Annotated in this window: 22 protein-coding genes; 10 read left to right on the top strand and 12 right to left on the bottom strand. The window is 58.9% G+C overall.

The genetic code is table 11. From position 1 onward, the window contains the following. Positions 1 to 19: 19 nt before the first annotated feature. Complete coding sequence (locus AACY19_RS13730) at positions 20 to 460, bottom strand: low molecular weight protein-tyrosine-phosphatase (RefSeq protein ID WP_339450966.1); 441 nt, start codon at positions 458 to 460, stop codon at positions 20 to 22. A gap of 294 nt (positions 461 to 754) precedes the next feature. On the opposite strand from AACY19_RS13730, the gene AACY19_RS13725 reads away from it, so the two are divergent. Together AACY19_RS13725 and tal are read left to right on the top strand one after the other, a co-directional pair. Continuing rightward, the gene (locus AACY19_RS13725) at positions 755 to 1,702 is read left to right on the top strand and encodes a glycosyl hydrolase family 5 (protein WP_339450964.1); all 948 of its coding nucleotides are present in this window, start codon (positions 755 to 757) and stop codon (positions 1,700 to 1,702) included. 202 nt (positions 1,703 to 1,904) lie between these two features. Beyond that, positions 1,905 to 2,831 carry a transaldolase gene (gene tal / locus AACY19_RS13720; protein WP_339450962.1) on the top strand — a complete coding sequence of 309 codons (927 nt, stop codon included), beginning with the start codon at positions 1,905 to 1,907 and terminating at the stop codon, positions 2,829 to 2,831. A 125-nt stretch (positions 2,832 to 2,956) separates the two neighbouring features. Here the strand turns inward: tal and rssC are convergent, their stop codons facing one another. Then, complete coding sequence (gene rssC / locus AACY19_RS13715) at positions 2,957 to 3,439, bottom strand: anti-sigma factor antagonist RssC (protein WP_042560140.1); 483 nt, start codon at positions 3,437 to 3,439, stop codon at positions 2,957 to 2,959. Then, positions 3,439 to 4,620 (bottom strand): two-component system response regulator RssB, encoded by a 1,182-nt coding sequence (rssB, locus tag AACY19_RS13710; RefSeq protein WP_339451372.1) that lies wholly within the window; start codon positions 4,618 to 4,620, stop codon positions 3,439 to 3,441. The genes rssC and rssB overlap by 1 nt, the downstream gene beginning before the upstream one ends. Before the next feature lie 274 nt (positions 4,621 to 4,894). Between rssB and AACY19_RS13705 the strand changes: the two genes are divergently transcribed. Beyond that, on the top strand, positions 4,895 to 5,194 hold the full coding sequence (locus AACY19_RS13705; RefSeq protein WP_339450960.1) for a PilZ domain-containing protein: 300 nt from the start codon (positions 4,895 to 4,897) through the stop codon (positions 5,192 to 5,194). A gap of 53 nt (positions 5,195 to 5,247) precedes the next feature. Here the strand turns inward: AACY19_RS13705 and AACY19_RS13700 are convergent, their stop codons facing one another. Beyond that, the gene (locus tag AACY19_RS13700; RefSeq protein WP_339450958.1) at positions 5,248 to 5,937 is read right to left on the bottom strand and encodes an MlaA family lipoprotein; all 690 of its coding nucleotides are present in this window, start codon (positions 5,935 to 5,937) and stop codon (positions 5,248 to 5,250) included. Between the two features lie 198 nt (positions 5,938 to 6,135). On the opposite strand from AACY19_RS13700, the gene AACY19_RS13695 reads away from it, so the two are divergent. Together AACY19_RS13695 and AACY19_RS13690 are read left to right on the top strand one after the other, a co-directional pair. Further along, positions 6,136 to 6,756, top strand: coding sequence for an HAD family phosphatase (locus AACY19_RS13695; protein WP_339450956.1), 621 nt, complete (start codon positions 6,136 to 6,138; stop codon positions 6,754 to 6,756). Positions 6,757 to 6,864: 108 nt separating this feature from the next. After that, positions 6,865 to 7,128, top strand: coding sequence for a DUF4404 family protein (locus AACY19_RS13690; RefSeq protein WP_236428775.1), 264 nt, complete (start codon positions 6,865 to 6,867; stop codon positions 7,126 to 7,128). Between the two features lie 173 nt (positions 7,129 to 7,301). On the opposite strand, the gene queF is transcribed toward AACY19_RS13690, so the two are convergent. Further along, positions 7,302 to 8,132 carry an NADPH-dependent 7-cyano-7-deazaguanine reductase QueF gene (gene queF / locus AACY19_RS13685; RefSeq protein ID WP_339450950.1) on the bottom strand — a complete coding sequence of 277 codons (831 nt, stop codon included), beginning with the start codon at positions 8,130 to 8,132 and terminating at the stop codon, positions 7,302 to 7,304. A gap of 61 nt (positions 8,133 to 8,193) precedes the next feature. Next, entirely contained in the window at positions 8,194 to 8,727 is a 534-nt protein-coding gene (gene copI / locus AACY19_RS13680; protein ID WP_339450948.1) for a copper-resistant cuproprotein CopI, read from the bottom strand. Between the two features lie 163 nt (positions 8,728 to 8,890). Here copI and AACY19_RS13675 point away from each other — a divergent pair, with 163 nt between their 5' ends. Together AACY19_RS13675 and AACY19_RS13670 are read left to right on the top strand one after the other, a co-directional pair. After that, a complete protein-coding gene (locus tag AACY19_RS13675) occupies positions 8,891 to 9,571 on the top strand; it encodes a heavy metal response regulator transcription factor (protein WP_339450946.1) in 681 nt (226 codons plus the stop codon). Then, positions 9,571 to 10,920, top strand: coding sequence for a heavy metal sensor histidine kinase (locus AACY19_RS13670; protein ID WP_339450944.1), 1,350 nt, complete (start codon positions 9,571 to 9,573; stop codon positions 10,918 to 10,920). Before AACY19_RS13675 ends, AACY19_RS13670 begins: the two co-directional genes overlap by 1 nt. 98 nt (positions 10,921 to 11,018) lie before the next feature. Here the strand turns inward: AACY19_RS13670 and AACY19_RS13665 are convergent, their stop codons facing one another. From AACY19_RS13665 to AACY19_RS13655, 3 genes are all read right to left on the bottom strand, one after another. After that, on the bottom strand, positions 11,019 to 12,263 hold the full coding sequence (locus tag AACY19_RS13665) for a lipoprotein-releasing ABC transporter permease subunit (protein WP_339450942.1): 1,245 nt from the start codon (positions 12,261 to 12,263) through the stop codon (positions 11,019 to 11,021). Positions 12,264 to 12,326: 63 nt separating this feature from the next. Next, positions 12,327 to 13,025, bottom strand: a complete 699-nt coding sequence (gene lolD, locus AACY19_RS13660; RefSeq protein WP_445262307.1) for a lipoprotein-releasing ABC transporter ATP-binding protein LolD — start codon at positions 13,023 to 13,025, stop codon at positions 12,327 to 12,329. Then, on the bottom strand, positions 13,018 to 14,268 hold the full coding sequence (locus AACY19_RS13655; RefSeq protein WP_339450938.1) for a lipoprotein-releasing ABC transporter permease subunit: 1,251 nt from the start codon (positions 14,266 to 14,268) through the stop codon (positions 13,018 to 13,020). Before AACY19_RS13655 ends, lolD begins: the two co-directional genes overlap by 8 nt. Before the next feature lie 94 nt (positions 14,269 to 14,362). On the opposite strand from AACY19_RS13655, the gene AACY19_RS13650 reads away from it, so the two are divergent. Together AACY19_RS13650 and AACY19_RS13645 are read left to right on the top strand one after the other, a co-directional pair. Next, positions 14,363 to 14,944: a PilZ domain-containing protein gene (locus tag AACY19_RS13650; protein WP_339450936.1), complete on the top strand. Its 582-nt coding sequence runs from the start codon at positions 14,363 to 14,365 to the stop codon at positions 14,942 to 14,944. A 14-nt stretch (positions 14,945 to 14,958) separates the two neighbouring features. Further along, positions 14,959 to 15,681 carry a glycerophosphodiester phosphodiesterase gene (locus AACY19_RS13645; protein WP_007910500.1) on the top strand — a complete coding sequence of 241 codons (723 nt, stop codon included), beginning with the start codon at positions 14,959 to 14,961 and terminating at the stop codon, positions 15,679 to 15,681. Positions 15,682 to 15,723: 42 nt separating this feature from the next. Here AACY19_RS13645 and sthA read toward each other — a convergent pair whose 3' ends face one another. Together sthA and AACY19_RS13635 are read right to left on the bottom strand one after the other, a co-directional pair. Then, a complete protein-coding gene (sthA, locus tag AACY19_RS13640) occupies positions 15,724 to 17,118 on the bottom strand; it encodes a Si-specific NAD(P)(+) transhydrogenase (protein WP_016775479.1) in 1,395 nt (464 codons plus the stop codon). 201 nt (positions 17,119 to 17,319) lie between these two features. Continuing rightward, the gene (locus AACY19_RS13635) at positions 17,320 to 18,306 is read right to left on the bottom strand and encodes an FAD:protein FMN transferase (RefSeq protein WP_339450933.1); all 987 of its coding nucleotides are present in this window, start codon (positions 18,304 to 18,306) and stop codon (positions 17,320 to 17,322) included. A 132-nt stretch (positions 18,307 to 18,438) separates the two neighbouring features. On the opposite strand from AACY19_RS13635, the gene AACY19_RS13630 reads away from it, so the two are divergent. Beyond that, positions 18,439 to 19,740: an MFS transporter gene (locus AACY19_RS13630; protein WP_339450931.1), complete on the top strand. Its 1,302-nt coding sequence runs from the start codon at positions 18,439 to 18,441 to the stop codon at positions 19,738 to 19,740. A 156-nt stretch (positions 19,741 to 19,896) separates the two neighbouring features. On the opposite strand, the gene AACY19_RS13625 is transcribed toward AACY19_RS13630, so the two are convergent. Beyond that, positions 19,897 to 21,360 (bottom strand): glyceraldehyde-3-phosphate dehydrogenase, encoded by a 1,464-nt coding sequence (locus tag AACY19_RS13625; RefSeq protein WP_339450929.1) that lies wholly within the window; start codon positions 21,358 to 21,360, stop codon positions 19,897 to 19,899. Positions 21,361 to 21,598 lie beyond the last annotated feature (238 nt).

Here is a 21,598-nt window from a genome sequence, read left to right as displayed (position 1 = left end):
CTGTTCTGAAGAATATTCATCAATACCGGAGACGCTTTGCCCATGAACTAACAGCATCTTCAATCAATGCGTGGGCATGAATAAAAGCGGCCTTGCCTTGACGATACGGATCTTGTATTTCGCGCTCGCTCTGCCACTTGCCGAGCAGAAACACTTTGCCTCTGGCGTGAGAGGCAATCTTCAGCACTTGTTTTACATGCTCTTTTTCCATGACCAGAATCAGATCTGATTCATTAACGATGTCCGGGGTCAGTTGCCGCGCCTTGAACCCTTCGGCGTTGTGCCCGTGATCTTCGAGCACCTGCCGGGCCGAGGCCTCGACGCCCTCGCCGACCCGGGCGGACAGGCCCGCGGAAGACACCGTAATCGATGACGGCGCCAGCGCATTTCGCAACATGAGCTCTGCCGTCGGACTTCGGCATATGTTGCCCACGCAGACAACAAGGATCTTTCTGAACAAGGTTTTACTTTCCTGTGTAATGTCAAACGGCCAACATCCCGAGGGCAATTGAATGAACCCTCAAGATCCTCCTGCACTCAGAAATAGATTCGCCCTGTTAGTACTGGAGCATTAAGTACCACAGCGTTTTAAAGTCCCCCAACCACAATTAGCGGACTAAAAATAACTGTGATTTTCAGAGAATGGTTTCCCGACAAAAAATAACATTCGTGCACTAAGTGCCATCACCTCACTCGAAAATTGAGAAAAGAGATCAATTATTCGAAGTTGTCACTTCTCTTCGGGAGAGCAGACATGAAATCAACACATCTCAACAAACTCGGCGCCTTGGTGCTCACGATGCTGGGTGCCACGCCTCAAGTTCACGCCAGCGAACTGTTTCCCAACCTTCCGGCCAAAAACATCGGGGTTCAGGTCAAGATCCAGAACTTCTCCACCGCGGACGCCGCGCAGATCAAATCGGCAGGCTTCGGTTTTGTGCGTTTCGGCGTCTGGAGCGACAGCCTCGGCGCCAAGGCCTATCAGAAGCAGGTCAGCGATGCGTTTGCGGCGGCAAAATCCGCAGGGCTGCCGGTGTTGCTGACGGTACGCGCGCTCAAGCCCTTCAATAGCGCAGAACTGGCAAGCGCGGGCGAGGCCTTCGCCAATGCCGTGACCACCCTGGAAACGTCGTACAGCGGGCAACTGATCGCCACCGAACTGTGGAACGAACCGGATCTGCAGACCTATTGGCCGACGGGCAATTTCGACACGACGTTCGTGCCGTTCATGAACACCGTGTGCAAGGCACTGCAAGGCAAGCCGCAAGTGAACCCCCGCGTCGGTTACGGCTTCGCCCGGCCACCGAGCGCCGGTTCGGCCTCCACCGTGGCACTCAATCGCATCGTCAGCGAATACCCGAAATGCCTGAATGCGATTTCCTATCACCCTTATGGCATGACCGCGACGCAGATCAGCAACGCGCAGACCTTCATTCAACAGAACTTCCATCTGCCCGGCGTCATCAGCGAATGGGGCATTTCAGCACTGGCCTCAAACGGCGGCGCCGAAGGGCAAGCAAGCAAGATCAACGCGTTCATCGGCGGTGTTAAAAAACTCAACATCCCGCTGACCTCTATCTACGAATGGAAGAACAGCGATTCAGGCAGCAACGAGCGTGAGAAGAACTTTGGCCTGCTGACCTCTGACGGCCAGCCGAAACCGGCACGAATGTCGGTCGAAGCCCTGCTGAACGCCGAGTAACCCATGCGCAACTGATCTGTGCGCAGGTCGGTTGCTTTGAACCTGTGAGCGCTTTTGGCATCGTATTCATCGATAGCACGCCCCGCCTTTCAAACAATCGTTTTCAGGTTGTTGCCGCAGGGGCTGTCGATACACGTACCCGCCCTTGAGTGGCTGTCAGCGCTCGGGTAATGTCATCAGACCCATAGGACAGAGCACGCCCATGACTTCCAAGCTGGAACAACTCAAACAGTTCACCACCGTCGTTGCCGACACCGGCGATTTCGAAGCGATTTCTCGTGTGAAACCGGTCGACGCGACCACCAACCCTTCCCTGCTGCTCAAGGCAGCGGCCATTGCTGGCTATGCAGAGCTGCTCAATGCCTGCGTCAGCGATTGCAAGGGCGATGTTGGCCTGGCCAGCGACCGCTTTGGCGTCGCGGTCGGCCAGGAAATTCTCAAAGTGATTCCGGGCCGTATTTCCACTGAAGTGGATGCGCGCCTGTCGTTCGACAAAGATGCCGTACTCAAACGCGCCCATCGCCTGATCGAGCTGTACGACAAGGCCGGCATCGGCCGCGACCGCGTACTGATCAAGATCGCTTCGACCTGGGAAGGTATCCGCGCTGCCGAAGTGCTGGAGAAGGAAGGCATCCAGACCAACCTGACCCTGCTGTTTTCGTTCGCCCAGGCCGCCGCCTGCGCCGATGCCGGCGTGTTCCTCATTTCGCCGTTCGTAGGCCGCATCTACGACTGGTACAAGAAAGCCAACGGCAACGACTACACCGGCGCTGATGATCCGGGCGTGCAGTCGGTGACCCGCATCTACAACTACTACAAGGCCAATGACTACAAGACCGTGGTCATGGGTGCGAGCTTCCGCAACCTCAACCAGATCGAGCAGCTGGCCGGTTGCGACCGCCTGACCATCAGCCCGGACCTGATCGACAAGCTGGCGGCGGATACCGGCAAGCTGGAGCGCAAACTGGCTCCGGGTCATACCGGTGAAGCCCGCCTGAGCCTCAACGAAGCGCAATTCCGCTGGTTGTCCAACGAAGACGCGATGGCCACCGAGAAACTGGCCGAGGGCATCCGTCAGTTCGCCCGCGACCAGGAGAAGCTTGAGGCGCTGTTGCAGGCCAAGCTGTGATTTGACTTTGTAGAATGCGAAAAGGGCGAACCTGTGAGGGTTCGCCCTTTTTTGTTTGCGGAAGAATTGGATGTTCTTGCGGACGCTAGCCCTGCTGGCGATGGGGCCGGCAGGGCCCACACCACTCAATGCCGCTCGAGGGCATTCACCAGATCATGGAACGCTTCTCTATTGGAGTCGTTCAGGCCCATGAGGATCTTGTGTGCTTCAAGCACCTTGATCCGCACCACTTCTTCCGACTGATCCTGATCCGGCAGGTCGTCCAGGCACTCCGGGCATGGCACCGGATGGTTGACGATGTTGAACACCTGCTCGAAGCCCATCGATTGCAGCAGGCGGGTGATGTCATCGTGGGTGGTGACAACGGTCGGCAAGAGGCCGACCTTCTGCCGTGACAGGATCGACAGCTTGGCCAACAGGCCCAGCGTCGTGCTGTCGATGCTGCGGGTTTCGGTCAAATCGATCACGATCGCGTTGAAATTCAGCGCGGTGAAGATTTTCTCAATAGTCGCATCCAACGCCGAACACAGGGTCAGGCGAACTTCACCGACGAACTTGAGGACGAAGGTGCCGTCCTGCTCGGCGAACTGGATTCTACCGGTACTCATTAAAGATTCCTGCTCAACACCAACAGGGCGATATCATCCGGCATCTCCCCTAGCGTGGCCAATCCAAACACTTGCCGCAGACCATCCAGGCTGCCGCCCGCCGACTTCACCCGTTGAGGCAAAGCGGCTTCTTTTTCTTTGAGCGTAGGTTCTGGCAAAAGATCCAGAATGCCATCAGACATCAGCGTCAGGCTGAACGTCGGTGGCAGCTCAAGCACGTGGTCTTCGTAGGTGGCTTCGTTGAAGAGCCCCACCGGCAGACCACGCCCCTCCAGATAACGAACACTGTCAGGCGTATACAACACAGGCAACGGCAGATGGCCGCCGATGCTATAGGTCAACAAACCGGTCTCCTCGTCGATGACTCCACCGACCATTGTGACGTGTTTACCCAGCTTACAACTGATCAGTCCCCGGTTGATATGACCAAGGACTTCCGAAGGCTTGAATTCCGGCAATGTGCCGTTGCGCTTGGATTCGAACAGCAAGCGCGTGGTCATGAACTTCAACAGCACGGTGACGAAGGCTGAAGAGGCGCCATGGCCCGATACATCCGCCAGGTAAAACGCAACCCGACGGTCATCGACACGGAAATAGTCGACAAAATCACCCGACAGGTACAACGACGGGATGATCTGATGGGCAAACCTGAACTCGTCGATGCTCCACGGGCTTTCCGGCAACATGTTCATCTGCACCTGGCGACCGGCGTTCTGGTCTTCCTGGAGCAGATTCAGGCTGGCCTCAAGCTCACGGTTGGCCTTTTCCAGCTTTTCGCGGTAACGCTGGTTTTCCAGCAGCAGGCGCGCACGATCCAGGGCCCGGCGCACGGAGTGCTCGAGCACGGCCAGATCTTCGAGAGGCTTGATCAGGTAATCCGCCGCGCCCAGGCGCAAGGCCTCGACTGCGTCGTTCATCACGCCGGCACCCGACACCACGATCACCGGCGTTTGCGGCGACAGTTCGGTGACCTGACGGATGAGTTCGAGACCGCCCATCTGTGGCATGCGCAGATCGCAGATGACCAGGTCGGGCTCGTCTTGCTCGAATACCTGAAGACCCTGCTGACCATTACTGGCCTGCAGGACGCTGAAACCACTGTCTTCCAAATAGGCCGCGAGGCTCGCGCGCACTACTTCGTCATCATCGATTATCAGCAGCGTGGCACTGGATTTTGGCATGTGGGCAAACGGCGCCAGAATTAGGTTGGCGTAGTTGGCGGGCATCGGGCCCTGCACAGACTACTGGATTCGCTTTCTAGCCTCTCTGCTGCACCGCTTTCGAGCATTGGCTCCAAACGCGGTTGCACCAGAGGTGCCCTTCTAAGGCGCAGACGGTACTCCCATCCGCAGAGCGTTTCAAGCATGCGCCGATGGTCGCTTGACGACTTTACTTGTCAAATCACCGAGAGTTATAAGAACAGCTCAAACCGTAACCCAATGGAAGGTCACACCCATGAGTCAAACCGGTCGGGACTACAGCGAAAAGCGCGATTTCATCCGCATGCGGGTCGATGCCGATGTCATGTTGATTCATGCGGGCGATCAGATTTCAGGAGTGTGCATCGATCTCTCCAGCAGTGGCATGCAGGTCGAAGCACCCCGTCAGTTCAAGGTCGGCGACCGATTGACCGTGCGTATCGATTCCGATCACGCCGCGCTCAGCGGACTTGAAGCAGAGACAGAAGTGGTCTGGATCAAACCCCAGGATGACGGCGGCCAGAAGCTCGGCCTGATCATTTTGAAGATGAAATAGCTACACACAAAAAAGGCGACCAAGAGGTCGCCTTTCTGTTTTATCGGTCGAGATCAAAAATCGTCTTCGACCTGGCCATCTTTCACCTTGAACTCGCGATTCTGCAAGTAGGCGTTGCGGATGAAGGTGTACTTGTCGCCACTGATCAGCTTCTCGCTCGACAGCAGGCTGGCGCGGGTGTCGACGATGTTCAGGCCAAACACCGAGTTACGCACCGGCACGTCGTTGATGTAGCGGTAAGGACCGGTGTAGCTGTCGACGTACTTCGACGGCGCATCACGCAGGGTGCTCGGCCCCATCAATGGCAGCATCACATAAGGGCCGCTGCCGACACCCCAGTAGCCGAGGGTCTGGCCGAAGTCTTCGTCGCTGCGCTGCAGGCCCATCTTGGTGCCGACATCGAAGAAGCCGAGCAGACCGAAGGTCGTGTTGAAGATCAGGCGCGCGGTGTCGACGCCCGCAGCAGCCGGTTTGGCCTGCAGAATGTTGTTCGCCAGGTTGGTGACATCACCGACGTTGCGGAACATGTTGTGGATGCCGTCCTCCAGAAACTGCGGCGTGACAAACTCATAGCCTTGCGCCAGAGGCTTCAGGGCGTAGGTGTCGACAAAGTCATTGAACTGGAAAATCGGGCGATTGACGCTTTCCCAAGGGTCTTCTTCCGTCGCCGCCTGAGTGGCGAACGGAGCCAGCAACAGGCCGGCACATACACAAAGCTGAGCGAGCGGATTGCTCCAGCGCATAGAAAAACTCCTTGGATTTTGTACTGGCGCGGGCAGCAGGGCCCAAGCATTAAGGCCGCTAGTATAAGCGTAAAAGCCAATTTGGGCAGTGCAACGATGAAGCACCACGTAGGACGCCTCCTACGCAGCGCTTCACAGGTCTGTCACGCAACTGTCACCGACACCGCCTAATGTCATGGCTATTTCAGGGACGTTGCCATGACTCACGCCGAAACCTTGCCCGTCGCCGCGCCCAGCCTGACCGCCGTACTGTTCGGACTGAGCGGATGCCTGGTGGATTTCGGCGCCCGCGCGCGGCAACAGGCCCCCGCCCTGCCCGAGCATGGGGCTGCCACTCCGGGCGCTCTCGACAGCCTGCTCAGCCTGCAACATCAACAGATTCCCTGCGCATGGCTCGATGAGTTACCCCCCGACCTCGCACGAGGGTTGTCCGCCTCGCTGCCGGCGTGGATCAAACCTGCGCAATATTCAGCAACAATCAATCCGTGGCCCGCTCCTGACGCCTGCTGGCAGGCATTGATGGACCTGAACGCCGCCAGCCTGGATGGCTGTGTGCTGGTCAGCGGCGAGCCGCGCTTGCTGCAATCCGGCCTGAATGCCGGGCTGTGGACCATCGGCCTCGCCTCGTGCGGCTCGTTGTGCGGCCTCGCTCCCGACGAGTGGCAGGCCCTGAGCCAGAAGGAACGCGAGCAGTTGCGCGGCAAGGCCACGGTGCAACTGTTCGGGCTCGGCGTGCACTCGGTCATCGACCATCTCGGCGAACTCGACACCTGTCTGGCCGATATCAGCCTGCGCCGCCTCAAAGGCGAAAAGCCCTGATCGGGATCATGCACACTGGGCGAGAGTGGATTAATCTAAAGGTCAGCCATAGACCTTTGGCGCGCGGCTGCGGTCAATGCCAGTGCCTCTTGATAAAAGGAATACACCATGCCCGCCCAAGAACTTCAGAAACAGCTCGATACCCTGCGCGAGCAACTGGAACAGAACCCGCCGCTGTCGGAAGCCGAACGCGAGGACCTGCATGCGTTGATGGCGCAGATTGAATCGGAAATCCAGCTGGAAAACGCCACTCAAGACGTGAGCATTGCCGACGGCGTGAACCTGGCGGTCGAACGCTTCGAAGTCGAGCACCCGGCGATCGCCGGCACCTTGCGCAATATCGTCAATGCACTGGGCAGCATGGGGATCTGATTCCCCGCCACACAAAGAAGCCCTGCCATCACTGGCAGGGCTTCTTCATTTTTGAAACGTGGTCAATATGGGAGCGGGCTTGCTGGCGGAGGCGTCCTGTCAGCCGACATCATCCTTGAATGACACACCGCAATCGCGAGCAGGCTCGCTCCCACATTGGATATCCTGGATTTTTATTGACGCACGAGCCGGTGATTCGGCAGCTGCATGCTTTCGGTGCTCCGATACGGGTTGATATCCAGACCACCGCGACGCACATAACGCGCAAACACGGTCAGCTTTTCCGGTTTCAGCAGGCGTTGCAGATCAAGGAAAATCCGCTCCACACACTGCTCATGGAAATCCGAGTGCTGGCGGAAACTGACGATGTATTCGAGCAGACTCGCGTGATCCAGCGCCGCGCCGCGATATTCCACAACGACGCTGCCCCAGTCCGGCTGACTGGTCACCGGGCAATTGGATTTGAGCAGATGAGTGTGCACGCTCTCCTCGACAATCCGCGAATCATCGCAACGCAACAGCTCAGGGCGCGGATGCTCGTAGTTGCTGACGCTGATGTCCAGATCGTCGATGCACACGCCCGGCAACGCCACGACGCCTTCCGCTTCAACGTCCTTCAGGCTGCGAACCCGCACACCCACCGGTTTGCCGGCGGCAGCAGACAGGTCTTTGACCAGAGTGGCTTCCAGCGTCGCAATATCGGCGAACGGCGTCTGGTTCAGTGAGTTCAGGTACAGCTTGAACGACTTGGATTCGATGATGTTCGGCGAATCCGCCGGAATGCTGAATTCGCCAATGGCCACTACTGGCTTGCCGGATGGCAGCAGCCACGACAACTCGAAGCAGTTCCAGAAATCCACACCTTTATACGGCAGGGTTTCGGCGGTCAGGCCCAGCTCGGCCCATTTCGCGGTGCGCGGAATGGGGAACAGCAGGGACGGCGTGTACGTGGCGATGTATTCGCTGGATTTGCCCAGCGGCGAATGTTCGGCTGCGGGATGCATGGCGGAAACCTGACTGAAGAATCAGCGGATTCTACCAGTCTTTGCCCGCGCCTTTGAGTGCTTACTGACTGACAGTCAGTTTGCCGACCATACCCGCTTGATAATGCCCGGGGATGTTGCAGGCAAACTCCAGACTGGTGGCCTTGTTGAAAGTCCAGGTCAACTCGGCGGTTTTGCCCGGTTCCACCAAGACACTGTTGGGGTCATCGTGTTTCATGCCATGGCCCATCGCTGCGTGATCCATGCCCGCCATGTCGTGGGACATTTCCTTCATGCCGGTAGGCGTGAGCATGCCGCTTTGTTGCATCTGCAACATTTCCTGCTGGTGTCTGGCGTGCATCGCCGCGTCACCGAGGTTGAATTCGTGCAGCAACTGACCTTTATTCACCAGCACAAAGCGAACCGTCTCACCGGCCTTGATCTGGATTGCCTTCGGGTCGAAGGACATGTCCCCCATCACCACTTCAATGCTGCGTGTGGCTTTGCTGGCTGCAGCGGGCTGACCAAAGGCGTAGGTGTGTGCCGGCGCGGCCCACGCCGACGAACTCAGTGCCAGCACACAGGCAGTCAACATCAGGGATTTGCGCAAAAACATGGTCGTACTCCAACAAGAAAAGGTTCAGCCTGTGGGAAACTTTAGCCGGCCTGCGCTGGCATCTGCCTGACAGGCAGATTACAACTTTGTCAGGTTGGCGCTTGTTGCGAGCCCTCAAGGTATAACGTTTGCATTTCTACACCCCGAATCCACCGAGTCGCCCATGAAACTGTTGATCGTCGAAGACCAAGTGAAAACCGGCCAATACTTGCGTCAAGGCCTGACCGAGGCCGGGTTCAATACGGAACTGGTGGCCGATGGCAACAGCGGTCAGCAACTGGCGCTGAGCGGTGATTACGCGCTGCTCATTCTCGACGTGATGCTGCCCGGCCGCAGCGGCTGGCAGATCCTGCAAGCGGTGCGCAACGCCGGTCTCGACACGCCGGTACTTTTTCTGACGGCCAAGGATGCGGTGGAGCACAGGGTTCACGGCCTCGAACTGGGCGCCGACGATTATCTGGTCAAACCTTTCGCCTTCTCCGAACTGCTGGCCCGGGTGCGCAGCCTGTTGCGTCGCGGCAGTGCCACGACGCAGGAGACCAGCCTGCAAATGGCCGACTTGCGCCTAGATCTGATCCGCCGCCGGGTTGAACGCGGGGGCCAGCGCATTGACCTGACCGCCAAGGAATTCGCCCTGCTGGAAATGCTCCTGCGCCGCCAGGGTGAAGTGCTGCCGAAAACGCTGATCGCTTCACAGGTCTGGGACATGAACTTCGACAGTGACACCAACGTCATCGAGGTGGCGATCCGGCGGTTGCGCCTGAAGATCGACGACGACTTCCCCAACAAACTGATTCACACCGTGCGCGGCATGGGCTACGTGCTAGAAGAGCGCAGCGCCTGATGCGCCGCTTGTCCCTGAGTTCCCGTCTGGCCTTGTTGTTTGCTGCGTGCACCGCCGTGGTCTCGCTGTTTGCCGGGGTGCTGTTCAACCGCGCCAGCGAGGCGCACTTCATTGAGCTCGATCAGCAACAAATGGACGGCAGACTGATTGGCTTGCGCCGGGCATTACAGGATGTCGAACCGGCTCAGCGCGAGACGCGGCTGGTGGATGAGCTTAGCCGCCAGGCCGACTTGTCCTTGCGCATTACCGGCAGCGACGGCCAACGCGAGTACGACAGTTCGCCCCGGATTCCCGAGGATTTACCGCAACAATCCGGTTTATCGAAGATCAGCAGCAGCGGCACGGACTACCGCGTGCTCAATGCCCCGCTCTACCCTGACCGACCCGACTCGCCGCAACTGACGCTGCTGCTCGACATCACCCATCACCAGCACTTTCTGCAACGCATGCAGCATCTGATCTGGCTCACCGTGGGTCTTTCGGCCGTGGCGACCGCGCTACTCGGTGCCTGGGCAGCACGCAGCGGCTTGCGCCCGCTGCGGCGCATGAGTGCCGTGGCCCGTGGGATTTCTGCGCAGTCGCTCAACGCCCGACTGCCAGAAGATCAAATGCCTCCAGAACTTGCGGAAATGGCCCACAGCTTCAACGCCATGCTCGCACGCCTCGACGACTCGTTTCAGAGGCTCTCGGGGTTTTCCGCTGACATCGCCCATGAACTGCGCACACCGCTGTCGAACCTGCTGACCCACACTCAGGTCACCCTCACCCGCCCGCGCCCCATCGAGGACTATCGCGAAGCGCTGCACAGCAATCTCGAAGAACTGCAATGGATGGCACAACTGGTCAACGACATGTTGTATCTGGCCAAGGCTGACCACGGCTTGCTGATGCCCAGCCGGGAACCGCTGGCACTGGCCGATGAAGCGGATGTGTTGCTGGAGTTCTTTGCGCCCTTGGCGGAGGACGCCGGGGTCAGGCTGACGCGTGAAGGCAATGCGCGGATCGAGGGTGATCGCAGCATGCTGCGTCGGGCGCTGTCGAACTTGCTGGATAACGCGCTGCGGTTTACGCCGAATGAAGGCGCTGTGAATGTGCGGATCACTGATCTGCTCAGCGTGGTGCGCGTTACAGTTGAGAACAGTGGTGAAGAGATTTCTGCGCAATGGTTGCCACGGTTGTTTGACCGGTTCTATCGGGCCGATCCGGCGCGACAGGAAGGCAGCAGCGAGCATGCGGGGCTGGGGTTGGCGATTACTCAGTCGATCATCCGGGCCCATGGCGGACAGATTCATTGCGAATCGCAGGCGGGATGGACGCGGTTTGTGATTGAGTTGCCCAAGGGCGATTGAGGTCAACAGCTGCGACCCCTTCGCGAGCAAGCCCGCTCCCACAGTTGGAATGCATTTCCCTGTGGGAGCGGGCTTGCTCGCGAAAGCGGTCTAGAAAGTCACGAATATCGCAGGGCGTGAGCCGGCTCGATCTTCGCCGCGCGCCAGGCGGGATACACCGTCGCCAGGAAGCTCAGGATAAAGCCCGCCGAGCAGATCAACAGCACATCCCCGCCCTGCAATTCCGACGGCAGATTGCTGACGAAATACACGTCGGAACTGAAGATATGCTGTCCGGTCACCCGCTCGACCCAGCCGACCATCTCACTGACATTCAGCGCGGCGATCACGCCCAGCACGCCGCCAATCATGGTGCCGACGATGCCGATCACCGTGCCTTGCACCATGAAAATCGCCATGATCTGTCGAGGAGTGGCGCCGATGGTGCGCAGGATCGCGATGTCCGCGCCCTTGTCGTTTACCACCATGATCAGCGTCGCGATGATGTTGAACGCCGCCACCGCGACGATCATCAGCAACAGCAGGCCGATCATGGTTTTTTCCATTTTCATCGCGCTGAACAGGCTGCCCTGGGTATGGGTCCAGTCGTCAGCCTTGAACCCGGCACCCAGCCCGGCGGCAATGTCCGAGGAAACCTTCGGTGCCGCGTACAGATCCTTCACAGCCAGACGCACGCTCTGCACCTGATTCGGTTCCCAATGCTGCATGGTTGCGGCATCCGCCACGTGGATCAGGCCCATCGAGCCGTCCAGCTCGGCGCCAACCTTGAACACGCCGACCACGTTCAAACGCTGCATGCGCGGAGTAATCCCACCCGGCGCAGTGCTGACTTCCGGCACGATCAGGGTGATCTTGTCGCCGACATTGAGGCGGAAGCGCCGCGCAGTGATTTCACCAATCACCACGCCGAACTCGCCCGGCTTCAAGGCATCGAGACGGCCCTGCACAATGTGCTGGGCGACGATGGACACCTTGCCTTCCTGCGCCGGATCGACGCCGCTGATCTGGATCGGCTGCATCAACCCCTTGTAGGAGAGCATGCCTTCCATTTCAGTGAACGGCACAGCGGCAGTCACCTCAGGATTTTTCATGGCAGCGGCGGCCACGGGCTGCCAGTCATCAATCGGCTTCACGCCGACGATGGTCGCGTGCGGCACCATGCCAAGGATGCGCGAGCTCATTTCGCGCTGGAAGCCATTCATCACCGACAACACCACGATCATCGCCAGCACGCCGAGGGCGAGGCCGATCATCGAGGTCATCGAAATGAACGAAACAAAGCGATTGCGGCGCTTGGCGCGGGTATAGCGCGTGCCGATAAAGATCGATAACGGTCTGAACATTCGCTGGGGCACCGTATAAAAATAAAAGACCCGGCGCCTTTACAGCCGCCGGGTTTCAGCCAATCAGACAGGCGTGAGGCAACCTTCTTGCAGGTGCAGTACGCGGTCCATCTGGCGGGCCAGGTTCATGTCGTGAGTCACCACCAGAAACGCCGTGCGCATCGAGGTACTGAGTTCCAGCATCAAATCCTGAATGCCCTGGGCGGTGTGGGAGTCGAGGTTGCCGGTTGGCTCGTCGAGCATCACCAAGCCTGGCTTGTTCACCAGCGCACGGGCGATGGCCACACGCTGACGTTCACCCCCGGACAGTTCCGCCGGCTTGTGCTCCAGACGATGGCCGAGGCCGACGCGCTCCAGCAATGCCGTGGCACGCTGACGGGCCTCCGGGATTGGCGTCTTGCCAATCAACAGCGGCATGCAGACGTTTTCCAGCGCAGTGAATTCCGGCAGCAAGTGGTGGAACTGGTAAACGAAACCGAGCGAACGGTTACGCAGCAGGCCACGCTTCTTCTCGCTCAGGGCCGACAGTTCTTCGCCGTCGAGCCAGACGCTGCCCTTGGTTGGCGTATCGAGGCCGCCGAGCAGGTTAAGCAAAGTACTTTTGCCCGAACCCGAGGTGCCGACGATTGCTACACGCTCGCCCGGATGCAACTCCAGTTGCAGGCCGGCCAGCACTTCTACCGATTCCGGGCCTTCCTCGTAGGACTTGCCCAGGTTGCGGCAGCTCAGGATTGCTTGTTCACTCATGCCCGACTCACTCATAACGTAGCGCCTCCGCCGGCTGGGTGCGCGCGGCACGCCAGGCTGGATACAGGGTGGCGAGAAAACTCAGGACCAACGCAGCGGCACAGACCATGACCACGTCCTGGCTCTGCACCTGCGACGGAAGATAATCAATGAAATACACGTCAGCATTAAGGAATTTGTGGCCGATCAGGCCTTCCAGTGCCGAGATCGCCGCGCTGACATTAAGTGCGGCGAAAATGCCGACCACCGCGCCAATCGCCGTACCGACCACACCGATCACCGTGCCTTGCACCATGAACGTGCGCATGATCGTGCCCGGCGTCGCACCGAGGGTGCGCAGAATGGCGATGTCACCCTTCTTGTCGTTCACCACCATCACCAGTGTGGAAATGATGTTGAACGCAGCGACCGCGACGATCAGCAACAGCAGCAGGCCGATCATGGCTTTTTCCATGCGGATGGCCTGATAAAGATTGCCGTGGGTGCGCGTCCAGTCGCGGGCGTAGTAATGGTCTTCACCCAACTGCTGGGCGATATTCCACGCCACACGCGGCGCCTGGAACAGGTCGTCGAACTTGAGGCGGATACCCTGCACCTGATCAGGCTTCCAGCGGTGCATCTTCGCCAGATCCTGCAGGTTGGTGACGCCCAGGTAACCATCGAGCTCACCAGCGCCGACATGGAAAATGCCGACTACGGTGAAGCGCTTCATGCGCGGGAACATCCCCGCCGGGGTCACGCTGACTTCCGGCGCGACGAAGGTAACCTTGTCACCGAGGCCGACGCCGAGCTTGGTCGCGGCCTTGTCGCCGATGACGATGCCGAAGCTGCCGGGCGTCAAATCGTCGAGTTTGCCCTGCTTCATGAAGTTGTCGATGATCGACACGTTGCGCTCGAGCGCAGGGTCGATGGCGTTGAGCAACACCTTGGAAACCTGACCGTTATTGGTCAGCAGGCCCTGCATCTGGGTGAACGGCGCAACCGCCGTCACCTGCGGGTTCTGTTTGACCTTGGTGGCCAGGCTTTGCCAATCGTTGATCGGCTCAGTGGATTCAATGGTCGCGTGGGGCACCATGCCCAGCACGCGGGTGCGCATCTCATGGTCGAAGCCATTCATCACCGACAGTACGACGATCATCACGACCACGCCAAGGGCGAGCCCGATCATCGAAGTCAGGGAAATGAATGACACAAAATGATTGCGACGCTTTGCACGGGTATAACGCGTGCCGATAAATACGAAGAGAGGTCTGAACATGTCGGGGCTTGTTCGGAGGGAAAAGGAACGTCCTTGTGGCGGGGGTCGATAACCAGCTTTACACTCAGACCACCGCCGCTACCATGGGTTCGCCATGTCGACATTAGATGAAGAAGATCGCCGCGAATACTACCGTATCGAGGACACGATCGCACTGGAAATTCAGCCCCTGTCCGCTCCCGAAGCCGCAGGCCAGGAAGTGTTGCAGGATGCTTCCCCACTCTTCAACCTGCTCAGTGAACTGCACCTGAGCGAATTCGAGTCGCAGCACCTGTTGCGCCAGATCAGCGAGCGCGACCGGGCCATTGCCGCGTTCCTGAAATCCCAGAACAAACGCATCGACCTGCTCAGTCAGGTGGTCGCCCTGACCGTGCTCGGCCACATCGGCGAGCCGCAGCCGGTGATCATCTCCGAAGGCGGGATCGACTTCCAATACCCCAATCCGATTGCCACCGGTGCGCACCTGTCGGTGAAACTGGTGCTGATGCCCCAGGCGCTGGGCCTGCTGCTGCGCGCCCGCGTCACCCATTGCGACCGCAAGGGCGACGGCTATGACATCGGCACCGAGTTCGAACACCTGACCGATGCCCAGCGCCAGTTGCTCGCCCGCTATATCTTGCAGAAGCAGGCCCAGGAACGACGCCTGGCCCGCGAACAAAACGAATCAGGCATTTAATTTAAGGAAGCACCGTGACCCTCATCTACGGCCACCGCGGCGCCAAGGGCGAAGCACCGGAAAACACCCTGAGCAGTTTTCAGGAGTGTCTCAAGCACGGCGTGCGCCGCTGCGAACTGGATCTGCATCTGTCCAAGGACGGCGAGCTGATGGTGATCCACGACCCGACCCTCAAGCGCACCACGGAACGGCGCGGCAAAGTCGTCGAACACACCGCCGCCGAGCTCGTGACTTACGACGCGCGCAAGGGCGGCCCGGGCTGGATCAAGCCGTGCCCGATTCCAACACTGGAAGAACTGTTCGAGAAATGCGATTTCGAGCACTGGCAGCTCGAGGTGAAAAGCGCTTCGCGTACTCGCGCGGCCACCACAGTGCTGGCGATTCGTGAAATGGCCCAGCGTCATGGCCTGCTCGACAAGGTGACGATCACCTCGAGTTCGCGGGAAGTGCTGAAAGCGGCGCTGGATCTGGTGCCGGATGTTTCGCGTGGACTGGTCGCCGAATACGCCTGGCTCGACCCGCTGAAGGTTGCGGCCAGTTACGGCTGTGAGATTCTTGCGCTGAACTGGACGCTGTGTACCCCGGAACGCCTGCAGAAGGCGCAGCGTCAGGGGCTGCATGTGTCCGTCTGGACCGTCAACGAGCCTGCACTGATGCGCAGACTCGCCGACTTCGGCGTTGACAGCCTGATTACAGACTTTCCCGGTTTGGCCACTGCCACGCTCGAGAATTGCTGAAATCGGTCTCCCCGGCCGGCTCAGGCCACCGGCCGGAGCCCGTCAAAAAAGCCGGTTGAGGCCATCATACGCCGCTACCCGATAGGCTTCGGCCATGGTCGGGTAGTTGAAGGTGGTGTTGACGAAGTACTTCAGGGTGTTCAGTTCGCCCGGCTGGTTCATGATCGCCTGACCGATATGGACGATCTCCGATGCCTGATAACCGAAGCAGTGAACGCCCAGCACTTCCAGGGTTTCCCGGTGGAACAGGATCTTCAGCATGCCTTGCGGCTCGCCGGCGATCTGCGCACGCGCCATGCTTTTGAAGAACGCCTTGCCGACTTCGTATGGCACTTTGGCCTGAGTCAGCTCCTGCTCGTTCTTGCCGATCGAGCTGATCTCCGGAATGGTGTAGATGCCGGTCGGCACGTCATTCACAAAGCGCCAGCTACCGTTATCAACGATGCTGCCAGCGGCCGAACGGCCCTGGTCGTGGGCGGCACTGGCCAGGCTCGGCCAGCCGATCACGTCACCGGCACCGTAGATATTCTCGACGCAGGTGCGGTAGTTCTGGTCGACTTCGATCTGGCCACGGCTGTTGACCTTGACGCCGATGTTTTCCAGACCCAACGTGTCGGTATTGCCGGTACGGCCGTTGCACCAGAGCAAGGCGTCGGCCTTGATCTTTTTGCCGGACTTGAGGTGCAGGATCACACCATTGTCGACGCCTTCAACGCGGTCGTACTCTTCGTTATGACGCACAGTGATGTTGTTGTTGCTGAAGTGGTAGCTCAACGCCTGGGAGATTTCCGAGTCGAGGAAGCTCAGCAACTGACCACGGTTGTCAACCAGCTCAACCAGCACACCCAGACCACTGAAGATCGACGCGTATTCGCAACCGATCACGCCAGCGCCATAGACGATGAGTTTGCGCGGGGTGTGGCCGAGGCTGAGGATGGTGTCGCTATCGTAGATACGCGGGTGGTGGAAATCGATGTCCGCCGGGCGATAGGGGCGCGAGCCGGTGGCGATGATGATGTGCTTGGCCACCAGTTTTTCGACTACGCCGTTGCCGCACACCACTTCAATGGTTTGTTCGTCAGCGAAGCTGCCGGTGCCAAAGAACACGTCGACGCGGTTACGGGCGTAGTAGCCGGTACGCGAGGCGACCTGTTTGGAAATGACTTTCTCGGCGCTCTTCAACACGTCCGGGAAGGAAAACCAGCGCGGCTCACCGATGGCCCGGAACATCGGGTTGGTGTTGAACTGCATGATCTGCCGCACCGAGTGACGCAGTGCCTTGGACGGGATGGTGCCGAGGTGGGTGCAGTTGCCGCCGACCTGGCGACGGCTGTCGACCATCGCGACCTTGCGCCCTGCTTTGGCGGCGTTCATTGCCGCGCCTTCTCCCGCCGGGCCGGAACCCAGCACCACCACGTCGTAGTTGTAGACAGCCATGCGTACTCCTCAGAACAGGCCGCGGTGCCAGCAGCACCGGCGGCTAAATCACGCCGAACGGCGGCGTGAAGGAACAATTGGGGGTCAATCAAGAACCCGGACACAGTCTATAGAAGCGTCAACGCCGCGCACATTAACCCTTGGTCGCGTCGTAGGCTACTTTTGCCTGCACTACAACGCCAGCTTTCGTATTGTTCCCAGTCAGTTTTTTGCGCCACTGAGCCTTTCAAAAGTGCGGCTGGTGCGAATGACAAAACCTGTATCGGCACGAATGACAAAGAATGCACCAACGTCATGTTTTTCGGCATAGTCCCACGCCCTTTCCGGGCCGAGAATAAGCAACAGCGTCGATAGTCCATCGGCCATCAACGCTGAAGGATGAATCACCGTGACTGACGCCAGATTGTGTAGGACGGGCGCACCGTTACGGGCATCGAAGGCGTGGGAATAACGCCGGCCCTCCTGCAGGAAATAGTTGCGGTAGTCGCCGGAGGTGGACACACCGTAGCCGTCGACATTGATGATGCGCTCGGCCACCTGCTGATCATCGCGAGGTTCTTCCAGGGCGATGCGCCAAGGCGATCCGTCGGTTTTTTTCCCTTTTGCCTTCAACTCACCCGTGGCCTCGACGAGGTAATCGTGGACACCCATGGCGTCGAGCCGGGCGGCGATGGTATCGACGGCATACCCGGCGGCAATACTGTTGAAGTCGACTTCTACCGGCGCGTCCTTGCATAACCGCTCGCCCTCGATATGCAAATGTTGATGGCCGATCCTTTGCATCACTTCAGCAAGAGTGGCGGCGCCAGGAATTTTCTCTTCGCGACCTTGCGGGCCGAACCCCCACAGATTCATCAACGGCTCAACTGTCAGGTCGTAGGAACCTTCGCTTTGCACTGACAACTGCTCGCCCACGCGGATCAGTTCAAGCACTGCCTCGGGCATTTTCTGACAACTGTTGGCGGGTAATGCATTGAAGCGTTCGATCTCCGAATCGCTGCGGTAAGTGGACACCTGGCGATCAACTTCGGCGAGGATGCCTTCTACTTCGCCGCGAACTTTCCCAGGCTCGGCCAGACCGGCGTGGCGCACGTACTTGATTGAATAGGTGCTGCCCATGGTCGGCCCGCCAAAGCTCTCCAGAGAATCGCCATTGCCACAGCCGACCAGCACGCCAGCGACCACCATGAGCCCAAGCCATCGTCCAGTGAACAATTATTCATCTCTCCGCAAAACCGCGACGGCCATTATGGATTAAAGGGCCCGCTCGCTCCGAACGGATGCTACGCGTTTTTACAATCCAATAATGAGTAACTGAACATGTCCACGACCACGGGCAATGGCAAAGCGATTTTTCGCGTTGTCAGCGGCAATTTCCTCGAAATGTTCGACTTCATGGTCTACGGCTTCTACGCCACGGCCATCGCCAAGACGTTCTTCCCGACCGACAGCGCCTTCGCTTCGCTGATGCTTTCGCTCGCCACATTCGGCGCTGGCTTTCTGATGCGTCCGCTGGGGGCGATCTTCCTCGGCGCCTACATTGACCGTCACGGACGCCGCCAGGGCCTGATCATCACGCTGGCACTGATGGCGGCCGGCACGGTGCTGATTGCCTGCGTGCCCGGCTACGCCACCCTTGGCGTCGCAGCCCCCTTGCTCGTGCTATTTGGTCGGTTGTTGCAAGGCTTTTCGGCGGGCGTCGAACTCGGCGGCGTGTCGGTGTATCTGGCTGAGATCGCCACGCCAGGCCGCAAGGGCTTCTTTGTCAGTTGGCAGTCCGCCAGCCAACAGGCGGCGGTGGTCTTTGCCGGGTTGCTCGGCGTCGGTCTCAACCATTGGCTGAGCCCGGCGCAAATGGGCGAATGGGGCTGGCGCGTGCCGTTCCTGATCGGCTGCATGATTGTGCCGGTGATCTTCGTCATCCGCCGTTCGCTGGAAGAAACTCCGGAGTTCCAGGCAAGAAAAAACCGCCCTCACCTGAAGGAGATTGTCCGCTCGATTGGTCAGAACTTTGGCATCGTTATCGCCGGCATGGCACTGGTGGTGATGACCACGGTGTCTTTCTACTTGATCACCGCTTACACGCCGACCTTCGGCAAGGCCGAGTTGCACTTGTCTGACCTCGATGCGTTGCTGGTGACGGTGTGCATCGGCCTTTCCAACTTCTTCTGGCTGCCGGTAATGGGTGCGGTGTCTGACAAGATCGGGCGTAAACCCCTACTGCTTGCGGCGACAATTCTGGCGATTCTCACCGCTTACCCTGCCCTGTCGTGGCTGGTGGCGAACCCGAGCTTCAGTCATTTGCTGATTGTCGAGCTGTGGCTGTCGTTCCTGTACGGCTCGTACAACGGCGCGATGGTGGTGGCGCTGACCGAGATCATGCCGGTGGAAGTGCGTACCACGGGGTTTTCGCTGGCCTACAGCCTGGCGACCGCGACGTTTGGCGGGTTTACCCCGGCGGCGTGTACGTATCTGATCCATGTGCTGGACAACAAGGCTGCGCCGGGGATCTGGCTCAGTGGCGCGGCGGTATTGGGGTTGATTGCGACGCTGGTTCTGTTTCGTGGCAATAAACATGAACTGCGCACTGCGCAAGCGGCCATACCCGGCGGCGCTCGATAGAACGCTTTCGCGAGCAGGCTCGCTCCCACACTGGTTCTGTGTCGCTCAGACAATCCCCTGCTCGCGAAGGGGCCGGTACTGACAACACAGCTCTAAAAGGCACACAAAAAAAAACGCCCCGACCAAAGTCGGGGCGTTTTCATGTACAGCTAAGGCTTAGCGCGGGAACGCTGGCGGATTTACATCAGCCATGTCTTCCATCACGCGGATAACCTGGCAGCTATAGCCAAACTCGTTGTCGTACCAGACGTACAGAACAACGCGGTTGTCCTGAACGATGGTCGCTTCAGCATCGACCACACCGGCGTGGCGCGAGCCTACGAAGTCGGTCGAAACCACTTCCTGCGAGTTGACGAAATCGATTTGCTTGTGCAGATCGGAGTGCAGCGCCATGTAGCGCAGGTACTCGTTCATCTCTTCACGGGTGGCGGCTTTCTCAAGGTTGAGGTTGAGAATAGCCATCGACACGTTCGGCGTCGGAACACGGATCGCGTTACCGGTCAGCTTGCCAGCCAGCTCAGGCAGGGCCTTGGCAGCAGCGGTCGCAGCACCGGTCTCGGTGATGACCATGTTCAGCGCGGCGCTGCGGCCACGGCGATCACCCTTGTGGAAGTTGTCGATCAGGTTCTGGTCGTTGGTGTACGAGTGAACGGTTTCGACGTGACCGTTGATGATGCCGAACTTGTCATTCACGGCTTTCAGCACCGGCACGATGGCGTTGGTGGTGCAGGAAGCGGCGGACACGATCTTGTCGTCAGCGGTGATTTCGTTGTGGTTGATACCGTGAACGATGTTCTTCAGCTTGCCCTTGCCAGGCGCGGTCAGAACTACGCGGTCGATACCCGGGCACTGCAAGTGCTGACCCAGGCCATCAGCGTCGCGCCAGACACCGGTGTTATCCACCAGCAGCGCGTCTTTGATGCCGTACTGGGTGTAATCCACTTCAGTCGGGTTCTTCGCGTAGATCACCTGGATCAGGTTACCGTTGGCGGTGATGGTGTTGTTTTCTTCGTCGATGGTGATGGTGCCGTTGAACGAACCGTGTACCGAATCGCGGCGCAGCAGGCTGGCGCGTTTGGTCAGGTCGTTTTCGGCGCCTTTGCGCACGACGATGGCACGCAGACGCAGACCGTCGCCACCACCGGTTTTCTCGATCAGGATACGCGCCAGCAGACGGCCGATACGACCGAAGCCGTACAGCACAACGTCGGTGCCTTTACGTGCGGAAGCATTTTGCTGACCAACCACGTCAGCCATTTCTTCACGAACGAACTGCTCGGCGCTGCGGCCATTGCCTTCGTTGCGGAATTTGAACGCCAACTTGCCCAGATCTACCGAAGCCGCGCCGAGCTTGAGCTCGCTCATGGCCTTGAGCAGCGGGAATGTTTCGTGGACGGAGAGTTCGCTGTCGTCGGAAGAACGGTGGCGAGCAAAGCGGTGAGCTTTGAGAATCGCGATGACAGACTGGTTGATCAGGCTGCGGCCATAGATCGAGCTCACCACGTTGTTATTGCGGTAGAGCTGACCGATAAGCGGAATCATCGCTTCTGCGAGTGCTTCACGGTCGATCCATTCACCAAGACACTGGTCGGGCTTCTGAGTCACGGTAACCTTCCACATGTAGGGGCAGAAAAAAGGGGCTACATTATGCCGCTCAGAACCTCTTGTAGCAATGCGCGCTTGTCGCGCAATCGGTAACAAAATTCCTTCCAAAAAAAATACGCCCCTCTGCAGACCAGTAAATCCGGGGCTTCCAGCGCAGTCAATTTTCCGACGACTGTTAGACGATGTCTGTAACCCTCCGTAACACCACCCACTTTCGGCACTACATAACCACAAAAAAACTGCTCGTTTTTAT

Origin of the sequence: Pseudomonas sp. EA_5y_Pfl2_R50 (assembly GCF_963970475.1) — a bacterium.
GTDB lineage: Bacteria > Pseudomonadota > Gammaproteobacteria > Pseudomonadales > Pseudomonadaceae > Aquipseudomonas.
This window is presented reverse-complemented; position numbering and strand designations above follow the sequence as displayed.

What these genes read in the sequence shown, in the direction of transcription:
- AACY19_RS13725 (WP_339450964.1), top strand. Translation starts at nt 755, where the DNA reads ATGAAATCAACACATCTCAACAAACTCGGCGCCTTGGTGCTCACGATG.
- tal (WP_339450962.1), top strand. Translation starts at nt 1,905, where the DNA reads ATGACTTCCAAGCTGGAACAACTCAAACAGTTCACCACCGTCGTTGCC.
- rssC (WP_042560140.1), bottom strand. Translation starts at nt 3,439, where the DNA reads ATGAGTACCGGTAGAATCCAGTTCGCCGAGCAGGACGGCACCTTCGTC.
- rssB (WP_339451372.1), bottom strand. Translation starts at nt 4,620, where the DNA reads ATGCCAAAATCCAGTGCCACGCTGCTGATAATCGATGATGACGAAGTA.
- AACY19_RS13705 (WP_339450960.1), top strand. Translation starts at nt 4,895, where the DNA reads ATGAGTCAAACCGGTCGGGACTACAGCGAAAAGCGCGATTTCATCCGC.
- AACY19_RS13700 (WP_339450958.1), bottom strand. Translation starts at nt 5,937, where the DNA reads ATGCGCTGGAGCAATCCGCTCGCTCAGCTTTGTGTATGTGCCGGCCTG.
- AACY19_RS13695 (WP_339450956.1), top strand. Translation starts at nt 6,136, where the DNA reads ATGACTCACGCCGAAACCTTGCCCGTCGCCGCGCCCAGCCTGACCGCC.
- AACY19_RS13690 (WP_236428775.1), top strand. Translation starts at nt 6,865, where the DNA reads ATGCCCGCCCAAGAACTTCAGAAACAGCTCGATACCCTGCGCGAGCAA.
- queF (WP_339450950.1), bottom strand. Translation starts at nt 8,132, where the DNA reads ATGCATCCCGCAGCCGAACATTCGCCGCTGGGCAAATCCAGCGAATAC.
- copI (WP_339450948.1), bottom strand. Translation starts at nt 8,727, where the DNA reads ATGTTTTTGCGCAAATCCCTGATGTTGACTGCCTGTGTGCTGGCACTG.
- AACY19_RS13675 (WP_339450946.1), top strand. Translation starts at nt 8,891, where the DNA reads ATGAAACTGTTGATCGTCGAAGACCAAGTGAAAACCGGCCAATACTTG.
- AACY19_RS13670 (WP_339450944.1), top strand. Translation starts at nt 9,571, where the DNA reads ATGCGCCGCTTGTCCCTGAGTTCCCGTCTGGCCTTGTTGTTTGCTGCG.
- AACY19_RS13665 (WP_339450942.1), bottom strand. Translation starts at nt 12,263, where the DNA reads ATGTTCAGACCGTTATCGATCTTTATCGGCACGCGCTATACCCGCGCC.
- lolD (WP_445262307.1), bottom strand. Translation starts at nt 13,025, where the DNA reads ATGAGTGAGTCGGGCATGAGTGAACAAGCAATCCTGAGCTGCCGCAAC.
- AACY19_RS13655 (WP_339450938.1), bottom strand. Translation starts at nt 14,268, where the DNA reads ATGTTCAGACCTCTCTTCGTATTTATCGGCACGCGTTATACCCGTGCA.
- AACY19_RS13650 (WP_339450936.1), top strand. Translation starts at nt 14,363, where the DNA reads ATGTCGACATTAGATGAAGAAGATCGCCGCGAATACTACCGTATCGAG.
- sthA (WP_016775479.1), bottom strand. Translation starts at nt 17,118, where the DNA reads ATGGCTGTCTACAACTACGACGTGGTGGTGCTGGGTTCCGGCCCGGCG.
- AACY19_RS13635 (WP_339450933.1), bottom strand. Translation starts at nt 18,306, where the DNA reads ATGGTGGTCGCTGGCGTGCTGGTCGGCTGTGGCAATGGCGATTCTCTG.
- AACY19_RS13630 (WP_339450931.1), top strand. Translation starts at nt 18,439, where the DNA reads ATGTCCACGACCACGGGCAATGGCAAAGCGATTTTTCGCGTTGTCAGC.
- AACY19_RS13625 (WP_339450929.1), bottom strand. Translation starts at nt 21,360, where the DNA reads ATGTGGAAGGTTACCGTGACTCAGAAGCCCGACCAGTGTCTTGGTGAA.